Origin of the sequence: Streptomyces sp. XH2, from assembly GCF_049725035.1 — a bacterium.
GTDB lineage: Bacteria > Actinomycetota > Actinomycetes > Streptomycetales > Streptomycetaceae > Streptomyces > Streptomyces roseoverticillatus.
On the sequence record NZ_JBMMMZ010000012.1, the window covers coordinates 50,010 to 64,259 of the forward strand.

Consider the following 14,250-nt stretch of genomic DNA (forward strand, 5'->3'; position numbering starts at 1 on the left):
GTGACCATGAACATGTATGCGAAGAGCGCCCGTGCTCGGGTTGCGCGGGCGAAGGGCGGCTGGCCCGCCGTGGCGGCGGTCGCCGCCGGGACGTTCTCGGTCGTGACCAGCGAGATGCTCCCCGTGGGCCTGCTCACCCCGATCGGCTCCGGGCTCGGCGTCCCGGCCGGCACGGCCGGGCTGACGATGACCGTGCCGGGCCTCGTGGCGGCCGTGGCCGCGCCCGCGGTGCCGGCGGCCGCGGGGCGGCTCGACCGGCGGTGGGTGCTCGTGGGGCTCATGGGCCTGCTGGCCGCGGCCAACCTGCTGTCGGCGGCGGCGCCCGGCATCGAGGTCCTGGTGGGGCTGCGGGTCCTGGTGGGCGTGTGCATCGGGGGAGTGTGGGCCGTGGCGGCCGGCCTGGCGGTGCGGCTGGTGCCGCAGCGGTCGGTGGGACCGGCGACGTCCCTGGTCTTCAGCGGCATCGCGGTGGCCTCGGTGCTCGGCGTGCCGGCCGGGACCCTCGCGGGCGGACTGGGCGGCTGGCGCATGGCGTTCGCGGCCGTGGGCGTGCTGTCCCTGGCCGTGGCGGCGGCGCTCGCGCTGCTGCTGCCCCCGCTGCCGCCGGAGCGTGCCGTGCGGCCGGCGGAGGTCGCGGGGCTGCTGCGGGTCCCGGGCGTACGGACGGGCCTGCTGGTCGTCCTGCTGCTGGTGACCGGGCACTTCGCCGGCTACACCTTCGTCCGGCCCGTCCTGGAGCGGGCGTCCGGCGCCGGTGCCGGCCTGATCAGCGGGCTGCTGCTGGCGTACGGCGCGGCGGGCGTGGCGGGCAACTTCCTGGCGGGCACGGCCGCCGCGCGCAGCCCGCGCCGCGCCCTGCTGGTGATCTCGGCCGCGCTGGCCGTCGTGGTCCCGGCGATGTCCGTGCCGGCGGGCGGCGCGGTCGCGGCCGGAGCCCTCGTCGTGGGGTGGGGGCTGGCCTACGGAGGGGTGTCGGTCGCCACGCAGGGGCTGCTGACGGCGTCGGCCCCGGCGGCGCGGGAGGCGGCGTCGGCCCTGTTCGTCTCGGCGTTCAACGCGGCGATCGCGCTGGGGGCGCTGCTGGGCGGGCGGGCCGTGGACGCGGTGTCGCTGCCGGCGGCGCTGTGGCTGGGCGGGCTGCTGGTGGCGGGCGCGCTGGGGGTGCTGGTGAGCGCCCGGCCGCGGGCGGAGGAGCCGGTGGGCCGCTGAGCCGGCCGGCCGGCGGCCCGGCGGCCCCGTGACCGTACGGTGACGAACCCCTCGTCCCGGGCGGCCATGACCCGGCGATCGCTGGGTATACGCGGCTCGACGGATGCTGATCGCCAGGTCAGGTCAGCAGGTCAGCGACGAGGGAGCCGCCGGATGGTTGTGATCGAAGCCCCGTACGGGGACGCCGCCCGCGCGCGTCACGCGACGGCGGAGTTCCTGGCCCGCCACTGCCCCTGGGCGGATCCCGACGCCGTCGTCCTGGTGGTGTCGGAGCTGGTCACCAACGCCATACGGCACGCGGGTGGCTGGTGGAGGCTGTGCGTGCGGGCCGTGCAGGACCGCCTCGTGGTGGAGATCGTCGACACGAGCCCGCGGCCGCCGCAGCCGCGCACCCCGGACTTCGGCGGGGGCGGCGGGCTGGGCTGGCACATGGTGGAGCGGCTGGCCGGCCTGCTGGAGGTGGACCGGCGGCCGGACGGGAAGACCGTCCGGGCGACGTGGGTGGAGCCGGCGGGCGTGGGGGCGGCGTAGCGCTGCGCGGACCGGAGGGCGGAGGGTCCCGGCCCCCCCGGCCCGGGGCGGACCGGCCCCGGGCCGTTGCCCGCGGGGTGCTACCTGCGGGTGTGCACCCGCCCGTGCGCCTGGCCCTGTCCGAGCATCCCCGTCCGCAGCCGCCCCAGGATCCTCGTCAGCAGCCGCGAGACGTGCATCTGCGAGATGCCCAGCTCCGCGCCGATCTCCGACTGGGTCATCTCCCCGCCGAACCGCATCCGGAGGATCTGCCGGTCGCGTTCGTCCAGCTCGGCGACGAGCGGTTTGAGCGCGTGCAGGTTCTCCACGCCTTCGAGGGCGGGGTCGGGTCCGCCGAGCCGGTCGGCGTAGGTGGTGCCGGTCTGCTCGGAGCCGTCGTCCACGGGGACGTCGATCGATCCGGCCGTGTAGCCGTTGCCCGCGACGATGCCCTCGACGACCTCCTCGCGGCTGAGGCCGAGGTGCTCGGCCAGCTCGGCGGGGGTCGGCGCGTGGTCGAGCCGCTGGGAGAGCTCGCCGGTGGCCTTGGCCAGCTCGACGCGCAGCTCCTGCAGGCGCCGCGGCACGTGCACCGACCAGCCGGTGTCGCGGAAGTGCCGCTTGATCTCGCCGACGATGTACGGCACGGCGAAGGTCGTGAACTCCACCTCGCGCGAGAGGTCGAACCGGTCGATCGCCTTGATCAGCCCGATCGTGCCGACCTGGATGATGTCCTCCATCTGGTCGCCGCGGCTGCGGAACCGGGAGGCGGCGAAGCGGACGAGCGAGAGGTTGATCTCGATCAGGGTGTTGCGTGCGTACTGGTAGGCGCGGGTGCCCTCCTCCAGCTCCCGCAGCCGTGCGAAGAAGAGCCCGGACAGCGCGCGGGCGTCCCGCGGCGCCACTGTGGTCGCGTCCTCGATGTACGGCAGCCCCCCGACCGCGTCTTCGAGCCGCTGCGGGGCAGCCGCCGAATGCTCTGTCGTAACCGTGGATGCCGTGATGGTCACATCGTCCTCCCCAGATCCTTAGGTGACCTTCGCCCGCCTACCCGGTGACCCGTGGCCCATGCCTCCCGGTTCGGTGAGCGGGGCGGAAACGGAAGGAAATACGACGGAACGTCAGGCGCCTGCCGCACCACAGGGCGTACGGCCGGACGTACGACCGGATGCGCGACCGGAGGCGCGGGTGCCGGACGCCGGGCGCACGGATGCCGGGCACCGGACAACCGGGCGCACGGACCGGGCAGCCCCGCGACGCCGGACGGTCACCCGCACGTTCCTTGCGCGTCACCGGCGGACGTGAACATGCCACGCATGAGCGCACCGATACCGGCCCGCCGCGCGGCCCTCGCCCTCGCCGCCACCGTCCTGGCCACGGCCGCGACCGCCGCCACCACCACGGCCGCGACCGCCGCCGACACCGGCCGCCCCGCCGCCGTCACCGCGGGCACGAGCGCGGGCACGAGTGCGCTCGCCGCGCGCACCTCCGGCACCGCGGGCCTCAAGGGCGTCGACCACACCACCTGGCAGCGCGACGTGCAGGCCGTCATCGACCAGGCCCTGCCCTACGTCGAGGAGCGCACCGGCACCGCGCACGGCCGGAAGCAGGCCGTCGTCCTCGACATCGACAACACCTCGCTGGAGACCGACTTCCACTGGACGTACCCCACGCCGGCCGTCAAGCCGGTGCTGGACCTGACCCGGTACGCGCACGCCCGCGGCGCCGCCGTCTTCTTCGTCACCGCCCGCCCCGGCATCCTCGACGGGCTCACCGAGCACAACCTGCGCGACGCCGGCTACCCGGTCAGCGGCCTGTACGTGCGCCACCTCCCCGACCTCTTCCAGGACGTGAGCACGTACAAGACCGCCAAGCGCGCGGAGATCGAGAACAACGGCTACACGATCATCGCGAACATCGGGAACAACACCACCGACCTGGTGGGCGGCCACGCGGAGCGCGCCTTCAAGCTGCCCGACTACGACGGCAAGCTCTCCTGAACCACCGGGCGATCACCCGGCCATCATCCGGCGGCCACCCGGCGGCCCCCGGCCCGTACGGACGTCAGTGCCGCGCCTTCGCCCGGTCGAGCGCGGCCACGCCCAGCGCGGCCAGACCGATCTGGATGAGCCACTCGATCCAGTCGATCCCCTTGGTGTCGTCGACGCCCAGCCAGTGGGCGATGGCCGCGCCCAGGAACGCGGCCGCGATGCCCACCACGATCGTCCACAGCACGCCGATGTGCTGGCGCCCCGGCACGACCAGCCGGCCCAGTACGCCGATGATCAGACCGATGATGATTGCGCTGAAAATTCCGGAGATTTCCACGGCTCCCCCTCTTGCAGCCTGTTGCCGCCCTTCCGGACCGTTTCCTCTCGGTACTTCTGCCCAGCCGCCGGGCGGCGCATGTCCGCCCTTCCGCCCACCGCGCCCTGCCTAGACTGGTCGTGCCGGGCACAGGGACGCGCGGCAGGAACGGGAGAGCGACAGTGGCCGCAGGTGTCGGAAGCTTCGAGGACGTCGAAGAGGACTTCGGCGAGGGCCTCGGCGACCCCGCGGCGGACGTGCTCACTGAGGCGGCCGCCGCGTTCGGGCTGCTCGCCTCGCCCGCCCGGCTCCATCTCGTGTGGGCCCTGGCCCAGGGCGAGAGCGACGTCACCGCCCTCGCCGAGCGGGTCGGCGGCGCGCTGCCCGCGATCAGCCAGCACCTGGCCAAGCTGAAGCTGGCCGGGCTCGTGCGGTCGCGCCGCGAGGGCCGGCGGATGGTCTACCTCGTGGACGACCCGCACGTCGTCGCGATCGTCCGGCTGATGGTGGGCCAGCTCGCCGACCGCAAGGCCGGAGCCGCCGCCGGTGCGCGCGGCGCCGCCCGCACCGGGCGCCTCCATGGCCTGGGCGCCTGACCGCCCCGCCGCGCGAGGACGAGCCACCGGCCGGAACGGAACCGCCGGCACCACCGCACTGGAGGTCCTGCGCGCGCTGGAGAGCGGGCCGCGGGGGCTGACGGACGCCGAAGCGGACGCGCGGCTCGCGCGGCACGGCGAGAACGTCTTCCCCGGCCGCCGCCCCGACCCCTGGCCGCGCCGCTTCGCGCGCAGCCTGCGCGACCCCTTCACCGCCGTCCTCCTCTCCCTCGGCCTGGTCTCGGCGGCCCTCGCCGCCTGGGGCACCGCCTGCGTGATCGCCGTCCTGGTCACGGTCAGCTGCGTGCTGCGCGCCACCGGCGAGCACCGCGCCGACCGCTCGGCGGCCGCCCTGCGCGAGCTGGTGGCCACCACCGCGACCGTCCGCCGCCGCCCCGCGGAGCCGGACGCCCCCGTGACCCGCGAGCTGCCCGTCGAACAGCTCGTCCCGGGCGACGTCGTCCTCCTCGCGCCCGGCGACCTCGTCCCCGCCGACCTGCGGCTGCTCCGCACGACGGGCCTGACCGTGCACGAGGCGGCACTGACCGGCGAGTCCGCGCCCGTCGCCAAGGGCACGGCCGGCGACCTGTGCCTCCAGGGCAGCAGCGTCGTCTCCGGCAGCGCCACCGGCGTCGTCGTGGCCACCGGCGCGGACACCGTCCTCTCCGGCGCCCTGCCGCGGGGCCGGGGCCCGCGCCCGCCCGGCCCCTTCGACCGCTCCGTGAACGGGATCGCCCGGACCCTGGTGCGGTTCATGCTGCTCACCGCGCCCCTGGTGCTCGTCGCGAGCGCGCTGCTGCGCGGCCGCGGCCTGGAGACCCTCCCGTTCGCCGTCGCCGTCGCCGTGGGGCTCACCCCCGAGATGCTGCCGGTCGTCGTGACGACCGCACTCGCCCGTGGCGCGGCCCTCCTCGCCCGCGGCGGCGAGGTGATCGTCCGGCGGCTGCCCGCGCTGCACGACCTCGGCGCCGTCGACGTGCTGTGCGTCGACAAGACCGGCACCCTCACCCAGGACCGGCCGGTCTTCGACCGCGCGGTCGACGCGGAGGGCCGCGACGCCCCGGCCGTGCTGCACTGGGCCGCCGTGGCCGCCCTCTGGACGCTGCACCTGGCCGAGCTGCCCGCCCCGGACGCCCTCGACGAGGCCCTCCTGGACGCGGACGAGGAGCGGGGCGGTGGCGCCGAAGGCGTCGAAGGCGTCGCGGCGCTGCCGTGCGGGCCCGGGCGCCGGATCGCATCGGCGCTCGTGCGGGTGCCGGGCGGCTACGGGACGGACGGCCTCGGACCGGACGGCTCCGCGCCGGACGGCGACGGCCCGGGCGGTGGGGGCCCGGCGCTGCCGCAGCTGAGGTCGCTGCCGGGCAACGTCCGCACGCTCACGGCCGGACGAGGCTCCGCGGCCATGTACGTGCTCGTGGTCAAGGGTGCCGCGGAGGACGTTCTGGAGCGGTGCACGCGGATTGCGGACGGCGCGGGGGACACCGGCGGCGGGGGCAGCGGCGCCCGCTTCGCCGGCCACCGCCCCCTCGGCCCGGAGGACCGCGCGCGCCTCGCCGCCCGGGCGGACGCCCTCGCGGACAGCGGGCTGCGGGTGCTCGCCGTCGCCGTGGCCGAGCGGCCGGCGAGCACGGGCCCGTACCCGCCCGAGGACGAGCGGGAGCTCGCCTTCGCCGGCTTCGTCGGCCTGCGCGACGCCCTCGCGCCCACCGCCGCGGAGGCCCTGACCGTCCTCGCCGACCGCGGCGTGGCCGTCAAGGTCCTCACCGGCGACCACCCGGGCACGGCCGCCCGGGCCTGCCGCGAACTGGGCCTGGACCCCGGCGAACCCCTGACCGCCGCCCGGATCGACGCCGCCGGCGACGCCGAACTCGCCCGGCTCGCCGCCCGCACCACCGTCTTCGCCCGCTGCGCCCCCGAGCACAAGGCCCGGGTCGTCCGCGCCCTGCGCACCGCCGGGCACACGACCGGCTTCCTCGGCGACGGCGTCAACGACCTGGCCGCCCTGCACGCCGCCGACGTGGGCATCTGCCCGCGCGACGGCGTGCCCGTGGCCCGCGAGGCCGCCGACGTCGTCCTCGCCTCGAAGGACCTCACCGCCCTCGGCCGCGCCGTCGTCACCGGCCGCCGCGGCACCGGCCACATCGCCGCCTACCTGCGCATCACGCTCTCGTCCAACCTCGGCAACGTCATCGCGATGCTGACGGCGGGCCTGCTGCTGCCGTTCCTGCCGATGCTGCCCGCCCAGGTCCTCGTGCAGAACCTGTGCTTCGACGCGGCCCAGCTCTCCCTCGCCTACGATCGCCCGGCCGCCACGGTCCACGAGCGACCCACGGTCCTGCGGCCCCGCGCGCTCTTCCGCTTCATGACGGCCTTCGGCCTCCTGAACGCCGCCGCGGACCTCGCGACCTTCGGCGTCCTGGCCCTCACCCTGCGCTCCGCCGGCAGTGCCGGCGGCCAGGCCGCCTTCCACGCCGGCTGGTTCACGGAGAACCTGCTCACCCAGGCCCTGGTGATGCTCCTGCTCCGCGCGGGCCGGGACGCGGCCGAGCGCCGCGCCCCGCTGCCGGTCCGCCTGGCGACCACCGGCCTCGCCGTCGTGGGCCTGCTCCTGCCCCTGTCCCCCCTGGGCCCCGCCCTGGGCATGACGGCCCTGCCGCCGCTCTACTACGGCCTGATGACCGTCGTCCTGTCGCTGTACGGGGCGGCGCTGGCGGCGGCCCGCAAGAAGGCCCGCACGCACCGGCCCTGACATGGCAGAGCACCCGGCCCGTACGCCCTGGAGGCATACGGACCGGGTGCTCTGCCCTCGCCGGCCGGATCAGGCCTGCTTGGTCTCCCAGAAGATGCGGTCGATCTCGGCGATGAGCTCCAGCGCCTTCTCGCCCGTCTTCGGGTCGTTGGACGCCTTGGCGGCGCTCAGGGCCTTCAGGGTGTCGTTGACCAGCTGGTGCAGCTGCGGGTACTTCTCGAAGTGCGGCGGCTTGAAGTAGTCGCTCCAGAGCACCGAGACGTGGTGCTTGGCGAGCTCCGCGCGCTGCTCCTTGATGATGAGCGCACGGGCGCGGAAGTCCGCGTCCTCGTTCGCCTGGTACTTCTCCTGGACGGCCTTGACCGACTCCGCCTCGATGCGGGCCTGGGCGGGGTCGTAGACACCGCAGGGCAGGTCGCAGTGGGCGCTGACTCGCACCTTGGGTGCGAACAGGCGGGAGAGCATAGAGCTGTCCTTCCTCGTGATCGTCTTCTCAGGTGCGAGATTACTCGGTGTGGGAAGGCTTTTCTCGGGTGCCCCGGGGGGCTTAGGACAAAAGACCGGTGTCAGTCTGGGACTGGTGGAGGATACGGACCGGGAGGTGCCGTGGTGCAGGAGCAAGTGGACGAGCGCGGGCAGGAGCAGGACCGCGAGCGTCGCGGACTGCTGCGGATCGGGCTGGCCGAGGTCTACAACCCGTCGATGGTGCCGACGCTGAACCCCGGGGACCAGCTGGTCGTCCAGTACGGAGCGGTGGTGCGGCCGGGTGACGTGGTGGTGCTGCGCCACCCGTTCCGGCAGGACCTGCTGATCGTCAAGCGCGCCGTGGAGCGGCGCGAGGGCGGCTGGTGGGTGCGGGGCGACAACCCGCTGGTCGAGAACGACAGCCGGGAGTTCGGCGCCGTGCCGGAGGAGCTCGTGGTGGCCCGCGCGCTGGTGCGGCTGCGGCGCCCCCCGGAGGCGGGTCAGCGCTCGGCGGGCGCGGTGCTGTCGTGGCTGGCGTCGGCGCTCAGGCCGGTGCGGTCGCTGCCCGCGGGGGCCTCGGCCGCGCGGCTCTCCAGGCGCTTGCGGGCCCGGTAGGCGGCGACGTTGGCGCGGGTGGCGCAGCGGTCGGAGCAGTAGCGGCGGGAGCGGTTGGTCGAGGTGTCCAGGTAGGCGTTGCGGCAGGGCGCCGCCTGGCAGATGCCGAGCCGGTCGACCCCGTACTCCGTCAGGTGGACGGCCAGCCCCATGCAGGCGGTGGCCGCGTACGAGGCGCCGGCGTTGGCCGCGTGGTCGGCGATGTGCATGTGCCACTTGGGGCGGCCGTCCTCGTCGCGGTGCTCGTGCCCGGAGATCTGCGGGCTGACCGGATACTCCATCAGCAGCGCGTTGAGCAGGTCCACGGCGCGCACCTCGTCGCCCTCGGAGGCCGCCTCGAAGACCGCGCGCAGCCGGGCCCGTACGGCCCGCAGCCGGGTCACGTCGCTGTCGCCCGCGCGCCGGGCGGCCTGCGCGCTGTTGCCGAAGAGGTCCCGTACGGCGTCGACGGAGGTCAGGGTGTCGGCGCCGCGCGCGGGCTCCTCGCTGTTGACCAGCCGCACAGCGAAATCCGAGTAATAGGCCAGTTCCACTTGTGGTCCTTACGCAGGCGGCTTAGGGTCGTAGCGCCGGTCTTGTAATGGCCGGTACGCAATCGAGGGTATTACACCTGCGACCCGTGGGAGGGAACTCATGACCGAGGTCGTCGCCGGCACGGACTGGAGCGCCTGGCAGGAGAGCTGGGACCGGCAGCAGGAGTGGTACCTGCCCGACCGCGAGGAACGGTTCCGCGTCATGCTCGACATGGTCGAGGCCTTCGCCGGACCCGCACCCCGCGTCCTCGACCTCGCCTGCGGCACCGGCACCATCACCGCCCGCCTCCTCGGCCGCTTCCCCGGCGCCGAGTCCACCGGCGTCGACCTCGACCCGGCCCTGCTCGCCATCGCCCGCGGCACCTTCGCCGGCGACGACCGCGCCCGGTTCGTCACCGCGGACCTCAAGGACCCGGACTGGACCGCCCGGCTGCCCCACGACCGCTACGACTGCGTCCTCACCGCCACCGCCCTGCACTGGCTCCACGCGGACCCCCTGCGCACCCTCTACGGGCAGCTCGCCGGCCTCGTCCGCGACGGCGGCGTCTTCCTCAACGCCGACCACATGCCCGACCCCGCCACGCCCCGCATCAACGAGGCCGAACGGGCCCTGCGCCACGCCCGCATGGACCGCGCCAAGGCCGCAGGCGCCCTCGACTGGGGCGCCTGGTGGGACCTCGCCGCCGCCGACCCCGTCCTCGCCGGCCCGACCGCCGAGCGCTTCGAGATCTACGGCGAGCACGCCGACGGCGACACCCCCTCCGCCGAGTGGCACGCCCGCACCCTCCGCGAGGCGGGCTTCGCGGAGGCCCGCACGGTCTGGAGCTCGCCGTCGGACGCGATGGTGCTGGCGCTGAAGTAGCGCCTCAAGCCGCAAGCGACAGCGGGCGGTACGGGGCCCTGACCCGTACCTCCCGCTCCGGCACGACTATTTAAGGACCGCTCTCAGCCCGGCGCCGCCGTCACGCCGACCTCGCCGCTCCCCGCGCCCGCCCTCACCCGTACCGTGCCCCGCTCGCCCGCCGGGACGCGCGTCGTGTCCGGCCGGGCCGGGCCCCGTACCGTGAGGTGCCAGCCGCGAGGGGCGGGCGGCAGGATCAGTTCGGTGACGCCACCCCGCGCCGGGGCGTACGTCAGGCGGTACGCGGACCGCCGCGGGTCGTAGGACGCCGTCCTCACCGTGCCCGCCACCGCCGCCGCGTACGGCTCCGCCGTCCGGGACTTGTTCGGCTGGAAGCGGCCCCGTTCGTCCATCGCGCAGTACGCGCCGCCGTAGCACCACGTCCAGCTCGCCCAGCCCGTGGCGTAGCGGGACATGGAGGCGAGGGCGTCCTCGTAGAAGCGGGCCATGTGGGGCAGGCCGCTGTTGAGGGGGCCCCACTCGCCGATGACGACGGGGACGCGCATGGCGCGCGGGTAGTGCACGACGGCCGCCTCGTAGGCGGGCAGCCAGCCCGACGCCGGGTCGTAGTCGCGGCCGGCCTCCATGGCGGCGTTGTAGAAGTGCGGGGCGTAGACGACCTCGGGGTCGCGGATGCGGCCCAGGCCCGTGGGGACGCCCTCGCCGGCCGCGGGCGTGGGCTCGACGAACAGCCGGTGGCGGCGGTCGACGCGCCGGATCGCCTCGGCGATGCGCTGGTACATGGGGGTGATCTGGGTGGACTCGATGCGGCGGGCCGCGTCCGGGATGCTCTCGCCCTCGCGCATCCGGCCCATCGGCTCGTTGATCAGGTCGTAGCCGAACACGGCGGGGTGGTCCGCGAGCCTGCCCGCGAGGACCTGCCACATGCGGGCCTGGGCGCGGCGCAGGTCGTCGTCCTCGTAGAGGTGCTGGAAGGCGGCCTGCACGGCGGGTTCGAAGTACTCGGCGAACCAGTCGTCGGGGTGGGGGCGGTAGGGCAGGCCGTCGGTGCGGGTGGCCCAGGCGGGGATGCCGCGGTGGCTGCCGAAAGCCGGGCCGTAGACGTCCTGGTGGGCGTCGATCACGACGCGGACGCGGTGGCGGTGCGCCCAGTCCAGGACGCGTTCGACCTTGCGGAGGTAGCGCTCGCTGTAGTGGCCCGGCCGCGGCTCCAGGTCGTCCCAGAAGACCGCGAGCCGGGCGAAGTTGAAGCCCTGCGCGGCCATGTCGCGCAGGGAGCGCTCGGTGATGTCCGCGAGGGCTTCGTCGCCGCGGTGTTCCTTGTCCGCGAGGTTCCAGCCGCGGAGCGTGAGGGTGCGGCCCTGCTCGTCGGTGAGGGGCGGGATGTCCGGGGCCGCGGGGGCGTCCGTGCGGGCCTCCGCGGCCGCACCCGGCGCCAGAAGTGCCAGAACCGCGGCTACGGCGAGGAACGCCGCCTTGCGCAAGCGTCTCTTCGGCATCCGCCGTTCATACCGTGAGCACCACCTTGCCGAACAGGTCGCCACCGGCCATCTTCCGAAGCCCCTCGCGGGCCTGGTCCAGCGGCAGGACGGAGTCGATGACGGGCCGTACGCCGCGCGCCGCGCAGAAGCTCAGCAGGTCCGCCAGCTCCTCCTTGGTGCCCATGGTCGAGCCGACGACCTTCAGCTCCAGGAAGAAGATGCGGTTGAGCTCGGCGGCCGGCGGGTTCGGGCCGCTGGTCGCGCCGGAGATCACGAGGGTGCCGCCGGGCCTGAGGGACTTGACCGAGTGCGACCACGTCGCGGCGCCGACCGTCTCGATGACGGCGTCGACCCGGTGCGGCAGCCGCGCCCCCGGCTCGAACGCCGCCTCGGCGCCGAGCCCGACGGCGCGCTCGCGCTTGGCCGCGTCCCGGCTGGTCGCGTAGACCCGCAGGCCGGCCGCGGCGCCGAGGGCGATCGCGGCGGTGGCGACGCCGCCGCCGGCGCCCTGCACGAGGACGCTCTGGCCGGGGCGCACGTCCGCGTTGGTGAACAGCATGCGGTACGCGGTGAGCCACGCGGTCGGCATGCAGGCGGCTTCCTCGTAGCTGAGCTCCGCGGGCTTGGGCAGCACGTTCCACGCGGGGACGGCGACGCGCTCGGCGAAGGTGCCCTGGTAGCGCTCGGTGAGGATGGAGCGCGGTTCGAGCGGGCCCACGCCGTGGCCCGTCTGGCCGATGACGGAGTGGACGACGACGTCGTTGCCGTACTCGTCGATGCCGGCGGCGTCGCAGCCGAGGATCATCGGCAGGGACTCCTCGCCGAGCCCGACGCCGCGCAGCGACCACAGGTCGTGGTGGTTGAGGGACGCCGCCTTGACGTGGACGACGGTCCAGCCGGGGGGTGCCTCCGGCTCGGGGCGCTGCCCCAACTCGAGTCCGTCGAGCGGCTGGTCACGGTCGATGCGTGCGGCGTAGGCGGCGAACATGATCCGAACCTAGCCCCGCCGCCTGCCGGGCGGAACCTCGCCGTGGTGTGACACGCGCCGCGCCCCGCCCCCGCGTCCAGACGCCCCTGCCGCAACAGCCGTATCCGTGGCGGAGCCCGCGCCTCCTCATTGACCGGGCGTGGGGGCCGGGGGCCGGCTCAGGCCGGCCCCGTGCCACCCGGTGCGGGCGCTCACCGAGCGCGTCAGCGTCGCGCGCGACTCATCCCGTGGGCGGAAAAAGGACGGCGGGCCGGGCCATATCGGTCCGGCCCGCCGTATCACCGCAGGTCAGTGAGGTTCACCGCGGATCGGCGCATCAGCGCCGCGCCACGCCCTCCGCCCGGGCCGCGGCCGCGACGGCGGCGGTGACCGCCGGGGCGACCCGCTCGTCGAACGGCGACGGGATGACGCACTCGGCGCTCAGCTCGTCCGCGACGACCGCGGCCAGCGCCTCGGCGGCGGCGAGCTTCATGCCCTCGGTGATGCGGGAGGCCCGCACCTGGAGGGCGCCCGCGAAGATGCCGGGGAAGGCCAGGACGTTGTTGATCTGGTTCGGGTAGTCGCTGCGGCCGGTCGCGACGACGGCCGCGTACTTGTGCGCGACGTCCGGGTGGATCTCCGGGGTGGGGTTGGCCATGGCGAAGATCAGCGCGTCCTTCGCCATGGTGGCCACCGCCTCCTCGGGCACGGTGCCGCCCGAGACGCCGATGAACACGTCCGCGCCGTCCAGCGCCGCGGCCAGGGTGCCCGAGAGGCCGGCCTTGTTCGTGAAGCCGGCGAGGTCGCGCTTGACGTCCGTGAGGTCCTCACGGCCGGCCGAGACGACGCCCTTGCGGTCGCAGACGGCGACGTCGCCGATGCCCGCCTCCACCAGGATCCGCGCGATCGCGACGCCGGCCGCGCCCGCGCCCGAGATCACGGCGCGCAGCTCGCCCAGCGACCGGCCGGTGAGCCTGGCGGCGTTGCGCAGCGCGGCGAGGGTGACGACCGCGGTGCCGTGCTGGTCGTCGTGGAAGACGGGGATGTCCACGCGCTCCTGGAGCTTGCGCTCGACCTCGAAGCAGCGCGGCGCGGAGATGTCCTCCAGGTTGATGCCGCCGAAGGAGGGCGCGAGGCGCGCGACGGTCTCGACGATCTCGTCGACGCCGCGGCAGTCGAGGGCGATGGGGACGGCGTCGACGCCGCCGAACTGCTTGAAGAGGATGGCCTTGCCCTCCATCACGGGCAAGGACGCCTCGGCGCCGATGTCACCGAGCCCGAGCACGGCGCTGCCGTCCGTGACCACGGCGACGACCTGGGACTTCCAGGTGTAGTCGTGGACGAGCTCCGGGTGCTCCGCGATGGCGCTGCACACCTTTGCCACACCGGGCGTGTAGGCGAGGGACAGGTCGTCCCGGTCGCGCACGGGCACCGTCGCCCGGATTTCCATCTTGCCGCCACGGTGCAGCGCAAAGGCCGGATCGAAGAACTCGCCATGAGTGTCGTCCGGACCGCTGTCGCTGCGAGGATTCACGATCTCCGCTGCCACTGTATTTGACCCCTTTGTCGAATGTCCGTCGAGGGTAGCCGCCCTGGGTTGCGGGGCGGGTCGGGCTTCGGCTCCGTGTCCGGCCATCGAGATGACCTCCGCGCGTGGGGTTGGTGCCGCACGGTACGGATCCGTATGCCGGGCGCGCCGCACACGCGCCCTGGGCCCCTGGTACGGGGTGTAGCTGGCCTTTCTACCAAATGAGCGCTACGGCCTACGAGTGAGTTCCCGCTGACTTGCCGCGGCGCGGTTCAGCGCAGCCGCAAGAGCAGGTCAGAACGGTGTCAACTGGGTGGATAAGTCCACGGAGTGAGACAGAGGGTGTGTGAGGTACGTCTCGCACCGGCGGCCGACAGAAGGGGAACCCATGAGTCCGGTAGTTATGGCCGAGCTGGTACCGACCTGAT

The 14,250-nt window shown here is 74.5% G+C and carries 14 protein-coding genes; 7 read left to right on the top strand and 7 right to left on the bottom strand.

Annotation, left to right across the window (positions count from 1 at the left end; translation table 11 throughout):
- Positions 1-6 precede the first annotated feature (6 nt).
- Positions 7-1,209 carry an MFS transporter gene (locus tag ACOTKD_RS24180; RefSeq protein WP_424891119.1) on the top strand — a complete coding sequence of 401 codons (1,203 nt, stop codon included), beginning with the start codon at positions 7-9 and terminating at the stop codon, positions 1,207-1,209.
- Between the two features lie 153 nt (positions 1,210-1,362).
- Complete coding sequence (locus tag ACOTKD_RS24185) at positions 1,363-1,740, top strand: ATP-binding protein (protein ID WP_030366285.1); 378 nt, start codon at positions 1,363-1,365, stop codon at positions 1,738-1,740.
- A gap of 80 nt (positions 1,741-1,820) precedes the next feature.
- On the opposite strand, the gene ACOTKD_RS24190 is transcribed toward ACOTKD_RS24185, so the two are convergent.
- Complete coding sequence (locus ACOTKD_RS24190) at positions 1,821-2,723, bottom strand: RNA polymerase sigma factor SigF (protein ID WP_424891338.1); 903 nt, start codon at positions 2,721-2,723, stop codon at positions 1,821-1,823.
- Positions 2,724-3,035: 312 nt separating this feature from the next.
- On the opposite strand from ACOTKD_RS24190, the gene ACOTKD_RS24195 reads away from it, so the two are divergent.
- On the top strand, positions 3,036-3,719 hold the full coding sequence (locus ACOTKD_RS24195; RefSeq protein WP_424891120.1) for an HAD family acid phosphatase: 684 nt from the start codon (positions 3,036-3,038) through the stop codon (positions 3,717-3,719).
- 64 nt (positions 3,720-3,783) lie between these two features.
- On the opposite strand, the gene ACOTKD_RS24200 is transcribed toward ACOTKD_RS24195, so the two are convergent.
- Entirely contained in the window at positions 3,784-4,047 is a 264-nt protein-coding gene (locus tag ACOTKD_RS24200; RefSeq protein ID WP_030366288.1) for a hypothetical protein, read from the bottom strand.
- Positions 4,048-4,208: 161 nt separating this feature from the next.
- On the opposite strand from ACOTKD_RS24200, the gene ACOTKD_RS24205 reads away from it, so the two are divergent.
- Together ACOTKD_RS24205 and ACOTKD_RS24210 are read left to right on the top strand one after the other, a co-directional pair.
- Entirely contained in the window at positions 4,209-4,622 is a 414-nt protein-coding gene (locus ACOTKD_RS24205; RefSeq protein WP_424891121.1) for an ArsR/SmtB family transcription factor, read from the top strand.
- The gene (locus ACOTKD_RS24210) at positions 4,606-7,371 is read left to right on the top strand and encodes an HAD-IC family P-type ATPase (protein ID WP_424891122.1); all 2,766 of its coding nucleotides are present in this window, start codon (positions 4,606-4,608) and stop codon (positions 7,369-7,371) included. Before ACOTKD_RS24205 ends, ACOTKD_RS24210 begins: the two co-directional genes overlap by 17 nt.
- Positions 7,372-7,440: 69 nt before the next feature.
- Here the strand turns inward: ACOTKD_RS24210 and sodN are convergent, their stop codons facing one another.
- A complete protein-coding gene (sodN, locus tag ACOTKD_RS24215) occupies positions 7,441-7,836 on the bottom strand; it encodes a superoxide dismutase, Ni (protein ID WP_030366291.1) in 396 nt (131 codons plus the stop codon).
- Positions 7,837-7,980: 144 nt separating this feature from the next.
- Between sodN and sodX the strand changes: the two genes are divergently transcribed.
- Complete coding sequence (gene sodX / locus ACOTKD_RS24220) at positions 7,981-8,451, top strand: nickel-type superoxide dismutase maturation protease (RefSeq protein WP_424891123.1); 471 nt, start codon at positions 7,981-7,983, stop codon at positions 8,449-8,451.
- Here the strand turns inward: sodX and ACOTKD_RS24225 are convergent.
- On the bottom strand, positions 8,337-8,984 hold the full coding sequence (locus ACOTKD_RS24225; protein WP_424891124.1) for a CGNR zinc finger domain-containing protein: 648 nt from the start codon (positions 8,982-8,984) through the stop codon (positions 8,337-8,339). The genes sodX and ACOTKD_RS24225 overlap by 115 nt on opposite strands.
- Before the next feature lie 100 nt (positions 8,985-9,084).
- Between ACOTKD_RS24225 and ACOTKD_RS24230 the strand changes: the two genes are divergently transcribed.
- Positions 9,085-9,846 carry a class I SAM-dependent methyltransferase gene (locus tag ACOTKD_RS24230; protein ID WP_424891125.1) on the top strand — a complete coding sequence of 254 codons (762 nt, stop codon included), beginning with the start codon at positions 9,085-9,087 and terminating at the stop codon, positions 9,844-9,846.
- Positions 9,847-9,929: 83 nt separating this feature from the next.
- On the opposite strand, the gene ACOTKD_RS24235 is transcribed toward ACOTKD_RS24230, so the two are convergent.
- The 3 genes from ACOTKD_RS24235 to ACOTKD_RS24245 all read right to left on the bottom strand — a co-directional run bounded on the left by ACOTKD_RS24235 (position 9,930) and on the right by ACOTKD_RS24245 (position 13,843).
- Positions 9,930-11,345, bottom strand: coding sequence for a cellulase family glycosylhydrolase (locus ACOTKD_RS24235; RefSeq protein ID WP_424891126.1), 1,416 nt, complete (start codon positions 11,343-11,345; stop codon positions 9,930-9,932).
- A gap of 7 nt (positions 11,346-11,352) precedes the next feature.
- Positions 11,353-12,315 (bottom strand): zinc-binding dehydrogenase, encoded by a 963-nt coding sequence (locus ACOTKD_RS24240; protein WP_424891127.1) that lies wholly within the window; start codon positions 12,313-12,315, stop codon positions 11,353-11,355.
- 316 nt (positions 12,316-12,631) lie between these two features.
- Positions 12,632-13,843, bottom strand: a complete 1,212-nt coding sequence (locus ACOTKD_RS24245; RefSeq protein ID WP_424891128.1) for an NAD(P)-dependent malic enzyme — start codon at positions 13,841-13,843, stop codon at positions 12,632-12,634.
- Between the last annotated feature and the right edge of the window lie 407 nt (positions 13,844-14,250).